Below are 16,083 nucleotides of genomic sequence, written 5' to 3'. Positions count from 1 at the left end.
GAGGGCCTTTTATTTTTCGAAAATTTGCTATACTAATATAAAAAGGGGTTGAGTACATGATTACACTTACTAAGTATGAATCACAATATAGAACGGCATTCGAAAATTATCCACTTTCGGAAGAACATCTCACATTCACAGCACATCCACTTAAATTACTAGTTCGAAGTGAAAATACACCTACGTACAATCCAATTGTTATATTGGAAGAGGAGAAAGTGGCTGGCTTCTTTGTGCTATATACTGGAGACGATAAATTTAACTATACAGAAGAGCAAGATAGTATATTACTTAGAGGGTATTCAGTTCATCCAGACTTTCAAGGGCGTGGTATTGCTAAAAAATCGATGAGGCTACTACCTGCGTTTACAGCAAAACATTTTCCTCATGTAAATCAAATTGTACTTGGTGTGAATGAAGCAAATAAAGCAGCGCAATCAGTCTATCTACAATCAGGATTTATCGATGAAGGTAAGCGATTTACTGGAAGATCTGGTGTACAAATCGCTATGAGCTTGAAGTTGCCGATTCCAGTTGAATAAAAAAATCCCCTACACCTGATACATCAATATAGTTGATTTCCATTATAGGCGGAAGCTTTCCGCGGGGTGAGCGATAAGCCGTCACCGCCGCTACGCGTCGTTTATGATGCCTTATCTGTCTCACTCATCCCGCTGGAGTCACCGCCTGTCGCTTCAACCAACGAAGTCATAGATATTCGTATTTTAATGACAAAGTACTATTTATGAAATTAACTTGAGTATTTATTTTATGGTGATTGGAGTGGAAGACGGCGACTCCAGCGGGAAAAGCGCGTCCAGGTGAGACCCCGCAGGAGCGCACATAGGAACAAAGGCTAAGAACGCCACCTCGTGTGGCAACGCCTTTGTGACCAACATCCTGTCGGCCAGAGGAGGCTCACGGACCGCCCGCGGAAAGCGTCCGCCTGCAACGGAATCACCTAGATGTTATATTTAATCAAAAAGCGAGTTCTTGATCTCATTACTCATTTAATTTATATAACACATCGTCATCTGCGCTTGGTGACCCACGACCATCCGTATTATTCGTAATAAAGTAAAGCGATTCTCCGTCAGAAAATACATCACGTACACGTCCGAATCCTATGATCGAACGCTCGACTTTATTTGTGGGTAGATCAATAACCTTGATTGCTTCACCCCTTAAAGTAGCAACATATAGTTTTCCTTTGTGGAAAGTAATACCCGAAGGAGCCCACGTTTCATTGTTACCGGAAGTAATGATTGGTGTCTCTAATCCCTCTTTTGTTTTAGTCCCTTGAATAACTGGGTAACCATAGTTTTTCCCTTGTTCGATTCGATTTATTTCATCATTTGCCGTTTGCCCATGTTCTGCTTCGTAAAGTGTGCCGTTCGAATCCCAAGCTAGTCCCTGTGGATTTCGATGTCCTGTGGAAAAGATTTCGAAAGAGCCATCCTCCTTCATTCGCAAAATCTTTCCGTTATATGTTGTATGATCCTGAGCGTTATCGGGATTACCTGCATCCCCTATCGTTACGTATAGAAGGCCATCAGGTCCGATTTCTAGTCGACCGCCGTGATGGATATTGCCTGTAGGAATCCCGTCTAGGTGAATTGCTGTTTCATGCCAAGCCCCATCTATCCGTTTTATTGTTACGACGCGATTGAAGGCATCTCCATTTTGATCGTAGGTGTAGTAAGCGAATGCTTCCTGTGAATTGGCAAAATTACGCTTCAATACAAATCCAAGTAAACCGGCTTCTGAAGCATTAGATAAATCATTAGAAAGCCTCACATCCTCATGCACAACCTTGCCATCACTCGTTATTTTAGCAATCGTTCCGACACGCTCGGATATATAGAAGGTATCTTCATATTGATTAATAGACCATGGAGTGTTTAAATTGGTAGCAACTTTTTCTGCAACTATTTCTTCATTCGTACAGCCGAATAAAATAAACGATAAGAGTAATAACCTCTTCATATGAATCCCTCCTATAATAATACTTCCCTTTTCTTTATACATTCACCTTCTAAAAATCGATAAGTTTTTCAAATGGCAATCGATACAGACAATCGAATTTACTTATCGATAATAGAGAGGTATGCTAAATCTACATTAGAACGTTTGGAAAGAAGGCTCTACAATGGAATTTATCCTCTTTTTTATGGTAGGAGTTGTAGGAAATGTCGTCGGCACATTAGTAGGAGGGGGAGGGCTTATTAGCTTACCAACGATGCTACTTATGGGCCTACCTGTTCACTCAGCAATTGGTGCGAACAAAGTATCCAATACAGTCAGTTCACTTACTAGCTTCCTTGTTATATTTAAACAGAAGGAAGTTACAACCAAAGAAGCGCTTTCGGTTGTGGCGTTTTGTTTAGGTGGAGGTATTTTAGGCGGACTTATCGCCTCATTTTTGACCGGCGAAACATTGACCATAATCGCAATTGTATTACTCAGTTTTGCATTTATTACTTCCTTCATAGGAAAAGGAAACTTTGAAGGAACAGAATCTTTACGTGTGAATAAAAAAACAGGGCCTGCATTACTTGGAATTGGTATGTACGATGGCATGTTTGGGCCAGGGAGCAGCACACTTGCCATGTATTTATATGCAAGCCAAAAGATTGCTTATATTCGTGCGGTTGGTCTGTCTCGCATTGGAGTATTCGCCAGTTGCTTTGGTGCATCCATTACGTATATATCCACAGGTAAGATTATTTGGCCGCTAACACTTGCTTTAATGCTAGGAGCAATTGTAGGTGCCCAGCTTGGAGTACGATTAGCAAGAAAATTAAAATCACAACATGTTAAACCACTACTTCGAATAATTACAGTTCTATTAATCATGCAAATTGTGGTAGATTATTTTAAATAAATTGTTTGGGGGAGTAGGAAGGATGAAAATGCGTTGCGCAGTTCTAGATGATTATCAACATGTAGCACTAAATATGGCGGACTGGGCTATTATATCCGATAGGGTTGAGGTACAATCCTTCACGAATCATTTTGAAAGGGAAGACCAGCTAATCGAAGCAATTTGTGATTTTGATATAGTAGTTATTATGCGCGAGCGAACACCCTTTACTGCTTCTCTTATGGATCAACTCCCGAAACTAAAATTACTTATCACATCTGGTATGAGAAATGCATCAATCGACCTCACTGTAGCAACAAAACAAGGTGTAATTGTCTGTGGTACTGCGAGTATGTCGGAGCCACCGACAGAGTTAACTTGGGCCCTGTTATTAAATCTTGCTCGCCAAATTACAAAAGAAAACAAAGAGCTTCGAAACAATGGGCCTTGGCAAAGTACGGTAGGGGCAGACCTATACGGCAAGCGTCTAGGAATACTAGGGCTTGGGAAAATAGGAATTCGAATGGCTGTAATTGCTCAAGCATTTGGTATGGAAGTTATTGCATGGAGTCAAAACCTAACTAAAGAGCAGGCAGACAAGTATGGTGTGCAGCTAGCAACATCTAAAGAAGAACTTCTAGAGACGAGCGACTTTGTTTCGATTCATCTTGTGCTGAGTGATCGAACAAGAGGATTGATTGGTACAAATGAATTAAAGCTCATGAAAAACTCAGCTTATTTGATTAATACATCTCGAGCAGCCATTGTCGACCAAGAGGCATTAATAGAAGCACTACGTGAAAACTGGATTGCGGGAGCAGGGATAGATGTGTTTGACATGGAGCCACTTCCGGCAAATCATCCTTACCGCACGCTCCAAAATGTGTTGGCAACTCCACATCTCGGCTATGTGAGTGAGGGAAATTACAGCACATATTTTCGAGAAGCAGTGGAGGACATTCAAGCATTTCTTGATGGGAAAGTGATACGTCAACTAAACTAAAATAGATTATGTGGTAAAGCCGCTAAAAAGCGTATGTCCTAGCCCAAAACGTGACCAACCATTATCAAAAAAAGCTGTCCCCGAGTTAAAAATCAACTCATGGGACAGCTTACTTTTTATTTCAACTTAGTCAGTATCTCGCCCAACCTCTTTCACAAAATGATCTTCTGCATACGTAAATGCAGCAAGCAAGCCACTGTTCAACTCTCGGCTTTCATCATATAGTTTTTTAGTTTTTTGTGTATCTCCTTCAGTCAGAGAATCTAAGTAGTCTTCATTTACCTTTGCTACTTTTGCATTAACTTCTTCTGTAACTGCTAGGACGTTATCGATCTCTGCCACAAGCTCGTCCGAAGAAATGCCGGCTTGTTTAAATATATCTCCGTCAATCTTTTCTTTCATTGCATGCAATCGAGTAGTGAAATCTAGTGGGACAACTGCAGTTTTATCATAATGCATAGATCTCTTTTAAACCTATTTGATAAAACTTGATCCTTTCTTGTACGTACATATTTAAAAAAGAGTAAAAGAGTGGTGCTTCATGGATGGCTAACGGGGCTTTAGCGGAAGAGCATTACGTTATAATGCAACTCTTTTTCTTGTTCAACTAAAGGGGCGGCTTAGTTGAAGGCAAAGGGGTGAGGTATATGAGTGACCGATTTGAACTAAGTTTTAAAAATGCAGAAGAAGCCTTAACAAAGTAAAGTTCTTAATAAAGAAATCCGAGGCCATGGATTATGTTACTATACGTTCAAAATTCATAATTCATTCTTTGGAAATTCTAAATCCGGACGAAATCAATAACAGTCGTTGCAATAAAATAAGTAATTATTGAAATTAAAGCACCTTTCCATCCAAATAGGAGTAAAGCAAAAATAAAAATGAAGATATTAATTGCAAGAATGGATTCTCCCACAGAAAATGACGTTTTACTTGAGAAAAGTAATGCTAACACATCAGTACCATCTAAAGCCCCTCCATTACGAAGGACAATCCCTATCCCCATTCCCAGTAAAATCCCACCTATAATTATGATTAATATTGAATTCCCTTCAAGGTAAAGTGGGAATTTTTCTAAAACACCTGTTGCAATCGTTAAAGAAAAGATACCTAGTGTAGCTGAAAAAGCAAAACGTTTCCCTAAATGTTTATAACCTAAAAGGACAAAGGGGATATTTAAGAAGAAAAGTAAAATACTTAACGAAAATCCTAGTTTTTCAGAAAGCATAATGGAAATACCTGTAATGCCTCCATCAATCAAACCGTTTGGTAATAAAATCACTTCAAGACTAATAGCTGTGAGTATGGCTCCTGAAATTATCCATGGAATTTTAAAGAGGAGATCAAAAAAATATAGCTTATATAGTTTTATCAATTTCAAATAAGTTCTCCTTAAGTACATAAGATGTATTGGCAAAGGAAGATGTTTAGTTGGCGGTAGTCATTCCTATATCATACCTATGAGTAAACATGGAAGAAAATACTCATTCTTTTAAATAAACTTTATTTTGTGGTATAGAAAGTCAGTGTAGTGAGTGTTCTAATGTTTGGTTTGAATGGCAAAATAGAGCTCTCAGCGCAATGTTGAGAGCTCTTGTTATGACCGGATATAAAAACAAAGATATGATTCTAGTTATAGCAAATCCAATTCTTCATTTAACTTCTTCGCTTGCGATTTGAAATATAGATAGAAAGATAGCCAATGTACGACATAGACTGTAATGAAAAGGACGATTGCAACTAAAAAGCTAGTCAAATGAAAAGGGATCCAGCCAATTCCAAAAGCTAACAGGAAGTATAGAATAACGGCTGTCATAAAATGAAGAGCAGTCTGTTGGGATAATCGCAGATTTGGAATTTCAAAGTAAAGAGAGGATACGGAGAATAGCCATCCACACGCGATACTCCCTAATGAGTTTTTTAAGAACAATTGACCATCGAGCATTTCTCTCCCACTAAATAGGACGACTGCATTTGTGGAAAGCACAGCAATGAATGCACCGAAGAAAATGCCAATCATACTTCTAAATAGAAAGGTTTTCATTCATTTTTCCTCCTGTTCATCTTCAAGGCCTCTTTAATAGCATTGACGTAAGTTCGGGAGACATATTCTTTAGCACCCGATTTAAAATACACACAAAGTGTTCCGTTAAACGATGCCTCAAAACGACTTAATTCATGTAAGTTTGCAATGACTGATTTCGAAAGGCGGATAAATTTATTGGAAGGAAGCATTTCCTCCAATTCGTACAGTTTCTCTTTTAATTTATAGGAACCAGAAGTAGTTATAGCGACAACTCCTTCATTTTCGGTATGGAAATAGTGAATTTCACCAGGTTTTAAAATGTGCTGCATTTCGCCAACTTTTCCAACAAGGAATTGGGTTTCGTGTCCCTTGATAAAGTCGAGAATCTCTTGCACAGAATCACTTAACTCTGGAGTTTCAATCTTTACTTTTGTTTCTTTAAAATCACTATCAATGTTTAATGATACTTTCATTCACGGACACCCCTCTCTTTCATAGTGTAACCGTTTATTTTTTAATTGTCTGTCAATTTTTTCGTTTATTCATGATACTGATAACTACTAAAGAGATAATGACAAGTACAAGAATGTAGCCAATGGAGAGGAGTGTACTATTGTCTAATATTAGCTGACCATTCCATACAGCGATAAATAATGTATTCATATGATACAACGGATTAAAGTCTGCAATGACTTGAATAAACTTTGGCATTAGGTTAATCGGCATGGCAAAACCACCCGTAAACATAACGACTTGGAAACTCACAATGGAGAACACTAAAGCACTATTCATATTCTTAAAGAAGGAATAAATGGCAGATGCCATAATGAGAAGCGCTGCATTTAGTAAGATGAAGAATCCATAAGAAGCGAGTGCCTCCATGAACCGGAACTGCAAATCATACATAACCATGCCGATTGCGTAAATGAGCACATATCCTAAGCTAGTAATGATAGTCGAACGGATGATACTAGACAGCAAGAGTGTAGTTTTCGAAACAGGTGAAAGCCTAATTCGTTTCTCTACTCCCGTTGTGCGATGGGTCACCTGGTCAAAACCGTAAGCAAAGAAGACGACAGTAAACGTAATGAGCAAAATATAGGAAGGGGTGTACGTTTGTGCATAACTTAAGCCAGCATAACTTTGGTCCCCAAACAATTGCCCCATGAAAATATACGCTGCGGGCGGTACAAAAACGCTAAATACTAAATAAAAAATCTCCCTTGAAAACATTAATAAGTCATATTTTAATTGTGTGATTAACATGTTTTCTCCCCCTTAAATAGATACTTTCTTCAGATAAAATTCATGGATCGAACTATAACCGGATGCTAAAATTCCTTCTGTTGTATCGAACACTTCATTGACCCCGTTATTGATCAACATTACCTTATCGCAATAAAGCTCAATTTCATCCATATTATGTGTCGTCAAAATGACCGTGCCACCAGTACGATTATTGTATTCCGTAATGTAAGACCAAAGAATGTTGCGCATATGTGGGTCTAGTCCGGTAGTTGGTTCATCCAATATAAGCAGTTTCGGTTCAGATAAAAATGCGATAGCAAGACTCACGATTTGCTTCCAGCCACCCGAAAGCTTATCGAAGTACTTCTTACGATAAGGCTCCAATTTAAAGTCAACCATAATTTGTTTAATATCGACCGATGATTTGTAATACGACTTAAAAAGCTTCAACAATTCCTCCACTTTCAACATTTTATAAAACTGAGTTGGCTGCAATACGACGGAAATTTGTTTTCGAACTTCCTCTAATCGATTGGTCGATATAGACTTAATATCGTTCTCCAAAACAACGACTTTCCCCGCGTCGTACTGCTTAATCGTCATGAGTATTTCTAAAAAGGTTGATTTACCAGCCCCGTTTTTTCCGATGACTCCAATTACTTCACCAGCCTTTGCTTGAAATTCCACCCCTTGTAACACATTGTTCGTACCGTACGCTTTTTTAAGATTGCTGACTTCGATGATATTCACTGCGAACCCTCCAATAATTTTCTTTGTACTCCAAGTGTATGTCGGAAATGTATGGAGGTCTGCCGTTTTTCGGTGACTGGCAATAATGGAGGAGTAACTTGCAGAAAATGAGCGGTCAATTACAGGAGGGGAGTTAATAATAGGAGAAGGAGCTCCTGACTTCATGTTGGGAGCTATATTGATGACCGGAAAATTAGAAATATGATCGGATATAAAAAATTGTGACCGTATGGAAAAAAATACGTCTGGATAATTAAACTTGTGATTGCATAAGCAAATGTATGACCGTTCACCATGATTGCGGATGTAGCGCTTCATCCTGTCGGCATCATTCTACACAAAATGACGTATAGCAGAAAATTTGAAAGAATGAGATAATGTGGGGAGGTTTGAAAGGAGCAATTCGGATGGTATATTTGGGAATGGTGTTTTTTCAAGTGGTTGCCCCTATTCTGATTATGCTTGGGATTGGAGCAGGTCTGCAGCTGAAGTTTCAGTTTAACTTGAAGGCGTTATCAAATTTGATTACGTATTGTTTAATGCCGGCTGCTGTTTTTATTAATATTTATGAAACAAAAGTGAATGCAGGGGTATTGAGTGAAATTGTCATCTACTTGGTGATTTTCAGTATTTGTTTAATGGTATTGAGTTCTATCATTAGTAAACTCCTAAGGTTAAATAGAAATCAATCAGCCATATACAAAAATAGTATTGTTTTAATAAACTCCGGTAATTATGGTATACCTGTTAGCCAGATGCTATTCGCCGCGAATCCTCTTGGTACGTCAATTCAAATTATCATTGTGATTTTTCAAAACATTATTACGTATACATATGGCTTATATAATTTAATTTCTTCTACCAAGTCGGGGTTAGATATTTTGCGTAGCTTGCTTCGATTACCTCTTGTTCATGCGTTGATCCTTGGGGCAGTGATGAATTTTTGGGATATCGGTATTCCTATCTTTTTGCGAATTCCGCTTGATTATTTAGCGAATGCGTTTATTTCAATTGCGCTCATTACGTTGGGTGCGCAATTAGCTCAACTCGATATTAAAACGATATTTAATAAGGTTATATTAACAAGCACGTTTGGTCGATTAATCTTAGGTCCGATCCTTGCGCTTGGGTTGATCCTGTTGATGGGCATTGAAGGGGTAGTGGCGCAATCATTATTTATCGCAAGCGCATTTCCGACCTCTCGGAATAGCTCCACGCTTGCACTGGAGTACGATATAGAAGCCAATTTAGCAGCACAGATTGTGTTGTTTTCAACAGTCGTTAGCTGTATTACAGTAACGATTGTGATTTATATTTCGAATATTTTGTGGGGGTAGTATGAAAAAGAGTTCTTTACAAGCACGTATTTTCAGATTTGGAGCACTTTTTGTAACTTTAGTGGCAATTGTGATCGGCATATCTTTTTACTTTATTATTTCAAATGCTATTGAACGGCAAATAGGGGAGAGAGCGCTAAGTATCGCGATCACAACAGCGGAACGACCAGATATTGTAGCTGGTTTCCAAGTGGAAAATCCAACGGAGGTATTGCAACCAATCGCTTCTGCTATTGAAGAGAGTACAGGAGCAGAGTATGTTGTTATTGGCAATAAAGACGGCATCCGCTATGCGCATCCCGTAGTGGAAAGAATCGGACAAAAAATGGTCGGCGATGATAATGAGCAAGCACTACAGTTCGGGAAGTCCTATATATCGGAAGCGACAGGTACACTTGGAACGGCTCTTCGGGGGAAGGCGCCGGTAATGGATGAAAATGGAGAAATTATTGGAATCATTTCAGTAGGTTTTTTAAAAGATAATATTTCTACCATATTTATGCAATATGTCGATAATATCACATACATCGTTGTAATAGCTATATTGATAGGAATCATAGGCTCTAGTATATTAGCTCGCAATATAAAGAAAGAATTGTTTGATTTGGAGCCATCGGAAATTGCGAATTTATTTACAGAACGTAATGCATTAATAGAATCTGTTCGGGAAGGAATTATTATGGTTGATGCGAATGGCATTATTACCATGGTGAATCTAGCAGCACATGAAATATTATCGTTACCGGAACAAACAGAATTAGTTGGTCGAAACATCTGGGAGGTAATACCGAATACGAATCTTCCGCATGTGATGGCATCAGGGGAAGGGCAATTAGATCGTCCGATGGAAATCAGGGGAAAAAAAGTAATTGTCAATCGTATTCCAATTCGTGTAGGCGACGAAATTGTAGGAGCAGTGTCTAGTTTCCGTCTTCAATCTGATATCGATCGTCTAGCGGAAGAGCTGTCACAAGTGAAGCAATATACGGAAGCATTACGTGCGCAAACACATGAGTATAATAACTTTCTATATACCATTTCAGGGCTTATACAATTAAATTCTTATGATGAAGCACTTAGTTTAATCCATGTGGAGACTGCGGAACACCAATCCTTAATTCAATTTATGACTAAGCGGTTGCGAGATCCGTTTCTCGGTGGGATTGTCATTGGTTTTTTAAATCGTGCGAAGGAATTGAAGGTGCGGTTTATTTTAGATGAAGATAGTTACTTAGAGAATTTACCAAAACATTTACAAAAGCATCTCTTTGTTTCGATTATAGGAAACTTAGTGACAAATGGGTTTGAAGCAGTAGAGTGTTTTCCTGAAGAAGAGCGTGTTGTTCGTGTGTTAATTTTCGATAATGGGGAAGAAATATTAATTGAAGTAGAAGACTCTGGTAAGGGGATATCAGAGAAAGTACTAGATGTTGTTTGGAAGGAGAAAGTATCCACAAAAAGTGGTGAGAATCGTGGATACGGCTTAGTAAAGGTAAAGGAAAATTTGGATGATTTAGGCGGTTCTATTGCTCTAGAAAGAGGGGATCTGGGAGGAGCACTGTTTATCGTTTCTATTCCAAAAAGGGGGTATTTACATGACAAAGCAAATTGAAATATTAATAGTGGAAGATGATAAAAGAATTTCTGACATTCATAGACGATTTATTGAAAAGATAGAAGGGTTTCAGGTTATCGGTTCTGCCAATACAGGGGAAGAGGCAAAGGATTGGATTATTTCTTATATGCCAGACCTTGTCTTATTGGATGTGTACCTACCGGATACTTTAGGTACGGACTTATTATCTGTTATTCAGGAGCATAGTCCAGATACGGATATTATTTTCATCACTGCAGCTGCAGAGGCAGATATTGTGAAAAAAGCATTTCGAAGTGGCGTAGCGGATTATATGTTAAAACCATTAACGTTTGAAAAATTCAAAGAAAGTCTACACGCTTATAAAGCCAAAAGAGATATTCTTACGGGCAAAGGAAATGTCCAAGAAGAGCTTATCAAGTCACTTTGGAACAATACAGTAACGCCAATAAATCATACAGAGTCCATTCCTCCAAAAGGAATCGATCCAATGACAAAAGATAAAATAGTAAATCAGATTCAAACAATTAAGGAAGGGATTACTGCCGAATCACTTGGCTTACAAGTGGGTGTGAGCCGTTCCACTGCAAGACGCTATTTGGAATATCTAGTATCCGAAAGGCTAGTTTATGCAGAGTTGACTTACGGAACAGTGGGCAGACCGGAACGGAGATATTTCATTCAGTCATCGTGAACAATATGAACAAAATGAGCTTAATCATCATTATCCAACTTATCACCAAAAGCATTGAGTTTGCTTAATGTTTTGATAAATTATATCTAAGCGTATGAAAACGCTATCATAATTAGGGGTTAAGGGGGATTTACGGTGAGAATGTGGAAGAAATTATCGTCTGTTGCTTTAGTAGCTTCATTGTCAATCGGATTAGCAGCGTGTTCATCAGATGAAGGGGGAAGCGGAAGCTCATCTTCTGACTATCCGAAGAATAATATTACATTAGTTGCTCCATCTGGTGCTGGAGGCGGTTGGGATTTAACAGCACGATCCATTGCCAAAACAATGAATGATACGAAATTAATCGAAAAACCAATCACGGTTGAAAATAAACCAGGTGGCGGCGGAGCAGTTTACATGGCCGAGTTTGCAACAAAAGAAGTAAAAAATGATTATGTCTTGATGGTAAAGTCACCACCAATTCTTATTAATAACAATAAAGCAGAGGGTAACAGTCCTTATGGTTACAAAGATACAACGCCACTTGCACAGTTAACTCGTGATTATGGGGCAATTGTTGTTAAAAATGATTCAGCATATAAAACATTACAAGACGTGTTAGATGCAATCAAAAAAGATCCGACAGCAGTGACACTTGCAGGTGGATCAGCACCTGGATCAATGGACCATCTTGTAGGAGTATTACCTGCATTTGAAGCAGGAATCGATCCAAAAACAGTGAAGTATGTTTCGTATGACGGCGGTGGAGAAGCGGTTGCTGCTCTACTTGGTGGAAATGCGGATGTGATTGCGACGGATGCATCTACAATTGCAACGTATGTAAAATCAGGGGATGTACGTGTATTGGCAGTGAGCTCTTCAGAACGTCTAGAAGGTGACCTAGCAGAAGTACCAACATTTAAAGAGTCTGGTATCAATGCAGAGTTTACCATTTGGAGAGGTCTATTTGGACCGAAAGAAATGTCGGAAGATGCTAAAAAATATTGGTCTGAAAAACTTGGAGAAATGGTAGAAACAGAAGAGTGGAAGGCTGAGCTTACGAAAAACGGTTGGGCAAGTGAGTACCGTAATGCAGAAGACTTTACTACTTATTTAGAAGATCAAGATAAAGTGATTGTTGAATTATTAACAGCACTTGGCATGCAGAAATAACATTATGTAGGCGGCCATAGTTGCCGCCTTTTCTGTTAGGAGGGAATAAAAAGTATGAATAAAAAATTCGATCGATTTAGCGGTGTCGCCTTTTTGTTAATAGGAATTATATTTTTGATAGAAAGTCAAAAAATTTCCGATAGCGCATATGGTTCATCCGTCGGTCCAAAGATATTTCCGATGGGCCTTGGGATTATTTTAATCGCACTGAGTATCCGGCTGTTATATGAAACATTTAAATATAAAACAGAAGAGTCAAAGGAAGAGAAGCTTCAATATAAGAAGTTTTTGATCATTTTTGGGAGCGCAGTTTTATATGCATTTTTCTTAGAGAAAATTGGATATGTCGTATCAACTTTTCTATTTTTATTGATTGCATTTCAAACGATGGAACGAGGAAAAACGGTTACTTCAGTAATCATTGCTGGAGTTTTCTCATTTGGCATTTATTATTTATTTTCGGAGCTTCTTGGTGGTTCATTGCCAGGGTTCCCACTGTTTTAAGGAAGGAGGAGTTAAGCAATGGATACATTACAATTTCTAGCGGACGGATTTGGTGTCGCTTTTCAATGGCATAACATATTGTTCGCATTTGTCGGTGTTGTCATCGGAACTGCAGTAGGAGTATTACCGGGTATTGGACCGATGAGTGGTGTCGCACTTCTTATACCAGTAACGGCAACAATCACTTCGGGGATGCCAACGGGAGCAGCAGCTGCGAGTTCGATAATTTTATTAGCAGGGGTATATTATGGAGCGATGTACGGAGGCTCTACCACTTCTATTTTGTTAAATACACCAGGGGAATCATCTTCTGTTGTGACGACATTAGATGGTTATCAAATGGCAAGACAAGGTCGTGCAGGTGCGGCTTTAGCGATATCGGCAATTGGGTCGTTTTGTGCAGGAATTGTATCATTAATTGGGCTTGTGCTTCTAGCAGAACCTCTCTCCAATGTTGCCATAAAATTTGGACCGGCCGAATATTTTTCATTGATGTTACTAGGCTTAGCTGCGGTTAGCGGACTAGCGGGAAAATCAATGACAAAGGCATTAATCATGACGGTTTTTGGACTTATGCTAGGAACAATAGGCATTGATGCAGTGTCTGGTATTGCCCGTTTTACATATGATCAACCAATTTTATTTTCAGGACTCGAGTTTTTGACAATTGCTGTTGGTTTATTTGCACTCGGTGAAGTCTTTAAAACGATTTTAGAGCGTGATGAAGAATCGGGAGCGATTGCGAAGATACATCGAATTTTACCGACAAAGCAAGATATGAAGGATAGTGCAGTACCAATAGCACGTGGATCTCTTCTTGGCTTCTTTATCGGCGTTTTACCTGGAGCAGGTGCAACACTTGCATCGTTCTTCTCCTACATGACAGAGAAGAAATTCAGTAAAAACCCAGATAGTTTTGGAAAAGGAAACATTGCTGGTGTAGCTGGTCCCGAATCAGCTAATAACGCTGCTTCTGGTGGTGCAATGATTCCCCTTCTTACACTAGGGATTCCTGGATCAGGTACAACTGCAATCCTAATGGGCGCACTCATCATGTACAACATTCAGCCAGGCCCACTACTTTTTGACGAACATCCAGAAGTTGCATGGGGACTTATCGCAAGTATGTTCATCGGGAACTTAATGCTACTCGTGCTGAATATGCCACTAGTACGCTTATTTGCAAAAATCATTCAAACACCGAAAAAGTATTTAATCCCTATAATTGTCGCGATTTCTTTCTTTGGTGTTTATGCAGTACAGTATACAACGTTTGACTTGTACTTATTGTTAGGGTGCGGTGTCTTAGGTTATCTATTATCAAAGAACGATTACCCAGTAGCTCCTTTAGTGCTCGCACTCGTATTAGGACCAATGATTGAAAACAATATGCGCCGTGCTTTAACAATCTCTAACGGAGACTTCAGCATCTTTGTGACAAAGCCATTATCACTCGTTTTCATTATTGCAGCTGTAGCGTGGTTGTTAGTTCCTTTATTACTCAAGCTTAGAGGACGAAAAGTTATTATAAATGAAGAAGGTTGATAGGAATGCAGACTCCGGGTAGGTGGGTCTGCGTTTTTCTATTGAAACAATAATTTGTGACCGGATAGATAAAAATATGACAGGATAAAAAAGTTTTTGACCGGTTAAACGAAAATATGACCGGATAGAGAAGTTTGTGACCGTATAAATGCAAGTATGACCGGATGGAAAATTTCGTTACCATATAAATCAAAACATGACCAGATTCCTCACGATCTGAGTCTGCATTTTTTAATTTCGTAGGTAAATAGATTTCAAGGGTGAATATTTTTTGCTTCTGGGGAATGGAATTTTTACGAGATTTTTCGAATATGGTGTACATAACGAGGAGCGGACAAGAATTCATTCAGTCTGCTCTTATATCATAAGGGGGTTGGATGGTGACAGAGAGGTTTGTTGAAGTAGACGCTGGTGTAGAATTATTTGTTCAAGATGTAGGAAGTGGGGACCCGATTGTTTTCATCCCGGGCTTTACATTTACAACGGAAGTGTTTACCCATCAAGTCGAACATTTCTCCAAAACAAATAGAGTAATTGTTCTCGACCCAAGAAGTCATGGTCGTTCGTCGATTACGCTAGAAGGAAACGATTATGTAACACATGGAACGGACTTGGCAAAGGTAATTGATGCATTAGAACTAAAGAACGTAACGCTAGCAGGCTGGTCGTTTGGTTGCTTAACTGTTTGGGAGTATCTTAAACAGAACGGGTATGAAAATGTAAAATCACTAATTTTCATTGACATGTCACCAAAGGCGTTGTCGACAAATCATGAGGAAGATTGGGTAGAAGGTCCTCTCAATGACATTGGAGCAATCTATAACACCTATTTACGCAATGCAGCAGGTCAGCGGGAATTTATCAAGGCATATACAACAAGTGTCATGGTGCAACGTGATGTTACAGAGGATGAGTTGAATTGGCTGGTGGAACAATCTTTAAAAACACCATATTATATTGCAGCGAATCTATTTGCTTCAGGCATGTTCTCTGATTATCGCGAAGAAGCGAAGGAAGCGAGCGAAACTGTACCAACAATGACGATCGTAGCAGATCATTGGGCGGATACAGCGGTTCGATTCACGCAAAAAATTTCTCCAAAATCCTCCATCGAAGTACTAGGCGGCCACCTGATGTTCTGGGAGCATAGTAAGGAATTTAACGAACTGGTGGAACAGTTTTTGTCTGTTGAAAACTAAGAATGAATATACTAAAAAGCTTACCAGTTAAATGGATAAGCTTTTTCCTTCGTTAACTCTGTTATCAATACAAAAGTATGAAGAATAATAGAAATGCAGACTCCGCGTGTGTTGGAGTCTGCATTTTTCTATAGAAACAATAATTTGAGACCGGATAGATAAAAA

The 16,083-nt window shown here is 38.9% G+C and carries 17 protein-coding genes; 10 read left to right on the top strand and 7 right to left on the bottom strand.

Features of this window, described 5'->3' with window-relative positions; all coding sequences use genetic code 11:
- Positions 1-56: 56 nt before the first annotated feature.
- Positions 57-542, top strand: coding sequence for a GNAT family N-acetyltransferase (locus MHB48_RS17895; protein WP_342599228.1), 486 nt, complete (start codon positions 57-59; stop codon positions 540-542).
- Positions 543-1,002: 460 nt separating this feature from the next.
- Here the strand turns inward: MHB48_RS17895 and MHB48_RS17890 are convergent, their stop codons facing one another.
- Complete coding sequence (locus tag MHB48_RS17890) at positions 1,003-1,986, bottom strand: PQQ-dependent sugar dehydrogenase (RefSeq protein WP_342599227.1); 984 nt, start codon at positions 1,984-1,986, stop codon at positions 1,003-1,005.
- 163 nt (positions 1,987-2,149) lie between these two features.
- Between MHB48_RS17890 and MHB48_RS17885 the strand changes: the two genes are divergently transcribed.
- Both MHB48_RS17885 and MHB48_RS17880 read left to right on the top strand, forming a co-directional pair.
- On the top strand, positions 2,150-2,884 hold the full coding sequence (locus MHB48_RS17885) for a sulfite exporter TauE/SafE family protein (RefSeq protein ID WP_342599226.1): 735 nt from the start codon (positions 2,150-2,152) through the stop codon (positions 2,882-2,884).
- A gap of 22 nt (positions 2,885-2,906) precedes the next feature.
- Positions 2,907-3,866, top strand: coding sequence for a D-2-hydroxyacid dehydrogenase family protein (locus MHB48_RS17880; RefSeq protein ID WP_342599225.1), 960 nt, complete (start codon positions 2,907-2,909; stop codon positions 3,864-3,866).
- A 126-nt stretch (positions 3,867-3,992) separates the two neighbouring features.
- On the opposite strand, the gene MHB48_RS17875 is transcribed toward MHB48_RS17880, so the two are convergent.
- The 6 genes from MHB48_RS17875 to MHB48_RS17850 form a co-directional block, all read right to left on the bottom strand.
- Positions 3,993-4,325, bottom strand: a complete 333-nt coding sequence (locus MHB48_RS17875) for a hypothetical protein (protein WP_342599224.1) — start codon at positions 4,323-4,325, stop codon at positions 3,993-3,995.
- A gap of 322 nt (positions 4,326-4,647) precedes the next feature.
- Positions 4,648-5,247, bottom strand: coding sequence for a YitT family protein (locus MHB48_RS17870; protein WP_342599223.1), 600 nt, complete (start codon positions 5,245-5,247; stop codon positions 4,648-4,650).
- A 252-nt stretch (positions 5,248-5,499) separates the two neighbouring features.
- Positions 5,500-5,910: a DUF3021 domain-containing protein gene (locus MHB48_RS17865; protein ID WP_342599222.1), complete on the bottom strand. Its 411-nt coding sequence runs from the start codon at positions 5,908-5,910 to the stop codon at positions 5,500-5,502.
- Positions 5,907-6,365, bottom strand: coding sequence for a LytTR family DNA-binding domain-containing protein (locus MHB48_RS17860; protein ID WP_342599221.1), 459 nt, complete (start codon positions 6,363-6,365; stop codon positions 5,907-5,909). Before MHB48_RS17860 ends, MHB48_RS17865 begins: the two co-directional genes overlap by 4 nt.
- Positions 6,366-6,417: 52 nt before the next feature.
- Positions 6,418-7,158 (bottom strand): ABC transporter permease, encoded by a 741-nt coding sequence (locus MHB48_RS17855; protein ID WP_342599220.1) that lies wholly within the window; start codon positions 7,156-7,158, stop codon positions 6,418-6,420.
- 12 nt (positions 7,159-7,170) lie between these two features.
- The gene (locus MHB48_RS17850; protein ID WP_342599219.1) at positions 7,171-7,890 is read right to left on the bottom strand and encodes an ABC transporter ATP-binding protein; all 720 of its coding nucleotides are present in this window, start codon (positions 7,888-7,890) and stop codon (positions 7,171-7,173) included.
- A 407-nt stretch (positions 7,891-8,297) separates the two neighbouring features.
- Between MHB48_RS17850 and MHB48_RS17845 the strand changes: the two genes are divergently transcribed.
- The 7 genes from MHB48_RS17845 (at position 8,298) to MHB48_RS17815 (ending at position 15,918) form a co-directional block, all read left to right on the top strand.
- Positions 8,298-9,227, top strand: a complete 930-nt coding sequence (locus MHB48_RS17845; RefSeq protein ID WP_342599218.1) for an AEC family transporter — start codon at positions 8,298-8,300, stop codon at positions 9,225-9,227.
- A 1-nt stretch (position 9,228) separates the two neighbouring features.
- Complete coding sequence (locus tag MHB48_RS17840; RefSeq protein ID WP_342599217.1) at positions 9,229-10,839, top strand: sensor histidine kinase; 1,611 nt, start codon at positions 9,229-9,231, stop codon at positions 10,837-10,839.
- Positions 10,823-11,515, top strand: coding sequence for a response regulator (locus tag MHB48_RS17835; protein ID WP_342599216.1), 693 nt, complete (start codon positions 10,823-10,825; stop codon positions 11,513-11,515). Before MHB48_RS17840 ends, MHB48_RS17835 begins: the two co-directional genes overlap by 17 nt.
- 141 nt (positions 11,516-11,656) lie before the next feature.
- On the top strand, positions 11,657-12,670 hold the full coding sequence (locus MHB48_RS17830) for a tripartite tricarboxylate transporter substrate binding protein (RefSeq protein ID WP_342601424.1): 1,014 nt from the start codon (positions 11,657-11,659) through the stop codon (positions 12,668-12,670).
- Positions 12,671-12,724: 54 nt separating this feature from the next.
- Complete coding sequence (locus MHB48_RS17825) at positions 12,725-13,174, top strand: tripartite tricarboxylate transporter TctB family protein (protein ID WP_342599215.1); 450 nt, start codon at positions 12,725-12,727, stop codon at positions 13,172-13,174.
- Between the two features lie 18 nt (positions 13,175-13,192).
- Positions 13,193-14,719 (top strand): tripartite tricarboxylate transporter permease, encoded by a 1,527-nt coding sequence (locus MHB48_RS17820; RefSeq protein WP_342599214.1) that lies wholly within the window; start codon positions 13,193-13,195, stop codon positions 14,717-14,719.
- A 377-nt stretch (positions 14,720-15,096) separates the two neighbouring features.
- Positions 15,097-15,918 (top strand): alpha/beta hydrolase, encoded by an 822-nt coding sequence (locus MHB48_RS17815; protein WP_342599213.1) that lies wholly within the window; start codon positions 15,097-15,099, stop codon positions 15,916-15,918.
- Positions 15,919-16,083 lie beyond the last annotated feature (165 nt).

The organism is Psychrobacillus sp. FSL H8-0483 (genome assembly GCF_038637725.1).
Lineage (GTDB): Bacteria > Bacillota > Bacilli > Bacillales_A > Planococcaceae > Psychrobacillus.
The sequence above is the reverse complement of the archived record's forward strand: the minus strand, read 5'-3'. Positions and strand labels throughout refer to the sequence as shown.

Coding starts and splice junctions, on each gene's coding strand:
- MHB48_RS17835 (WP_342599216.1), top strand. CDS start 10,823: ATGACAAAGCAAATTGAAATATTAATAGTGGAAGATGATAAAAGAATT.
- MHB48_RS17820 (WP_342599214.1), top strand. CDS start 13,193: ATGGATACATTACAATTTCTAGCGGACGGATTTGGTGTCGCTTTTCAA.
- MHB48_RS17890 (WP_342599227.1), bottom strand. CDS start 1,986: ATGAAGAGGTTATTACTCTTATCGTTTATTTTATTCGGCTGTACGAAT.
- MHB48_RS17830 (WP_342601424.1), top strand. CDS start 11,657: ATGTGGAAGAAATTATCGTCTGTTGCTTTAGTAGCTTCATTGTCAATC.
- MHB48_RS17855 (WP_342599220.1), bottom strand. CDS start 7,158: ATGTTAATCACACAATTAAAATATGACTTATTAATGTTTTCAAGGGAG.
- MHB48_RS17880 (WP_342599225.1), top strand. CDS start 2,907: ATGAAAATGCGTTGCGCAGTTCTAGATGATTATCAACATGTAGCACTA.
- MHB48_RS17895 (WP_342599228.1), top strand. CDS start 57: ATGATTACACTTACTAAGTATGAATCACAATATAGAACGGCATTCGAA.
- MHB48_RS17860 (WP_342599221.1), bottom strand. CDS start 6,365: ATGAAAGTATCATTAAACATTGATAGTGATTTTAAAGAAACAAAAGTA.
- MHB48_RS17885 (WP_342599226.1), top strand. CDS start 2,150: ATGGAATTTATCCTCTTTTTTATGGTAGGAGTTGTAGGAAATGTCGTC.
- MHB48_RS17815 (WP_342599213.1), top strand. CDS start 15,097: ATGGTGACAGAGAGGTTTGTTGAAGTAGACGCTGGTGTAGAATTATTT.
- MHB48_RS17875 (WP_342599224.1), bottom strand. CDS start 4,325: ATGCATTATGATAAAACTGCAGTTGTCCCACTAGATTTCACTACTCGA.
- MHB48_RS17865 (WP_342599222.1), bottom strand. CDS start 5,910: ATGAAAACCTTTCTATTTAGAAGTATGATTGGCATTTTCTTCGGTGCA.
- MHB48_RS17825 (WP_342599215.1), top strand. CDS start 12,725: ATGAATAAAAAATTCGATCGATTTAGCGGTGTCGCCTTTTTGTTAATA.
- MHB48_RS17845 (WP_342599218.1), top strand. CDS start 8,298: ATGGTATATTTGGGAATGGTGTTTTTTCAAGTGGTTGCCCCTATTCTG.
- MHB48_RS17840 (WP_342599217.1), top strand. CDS start 9,229: ATGAAAAAGAGTTCTTTACAAGCACGTATTTTCAGATTTGGAGCACTT.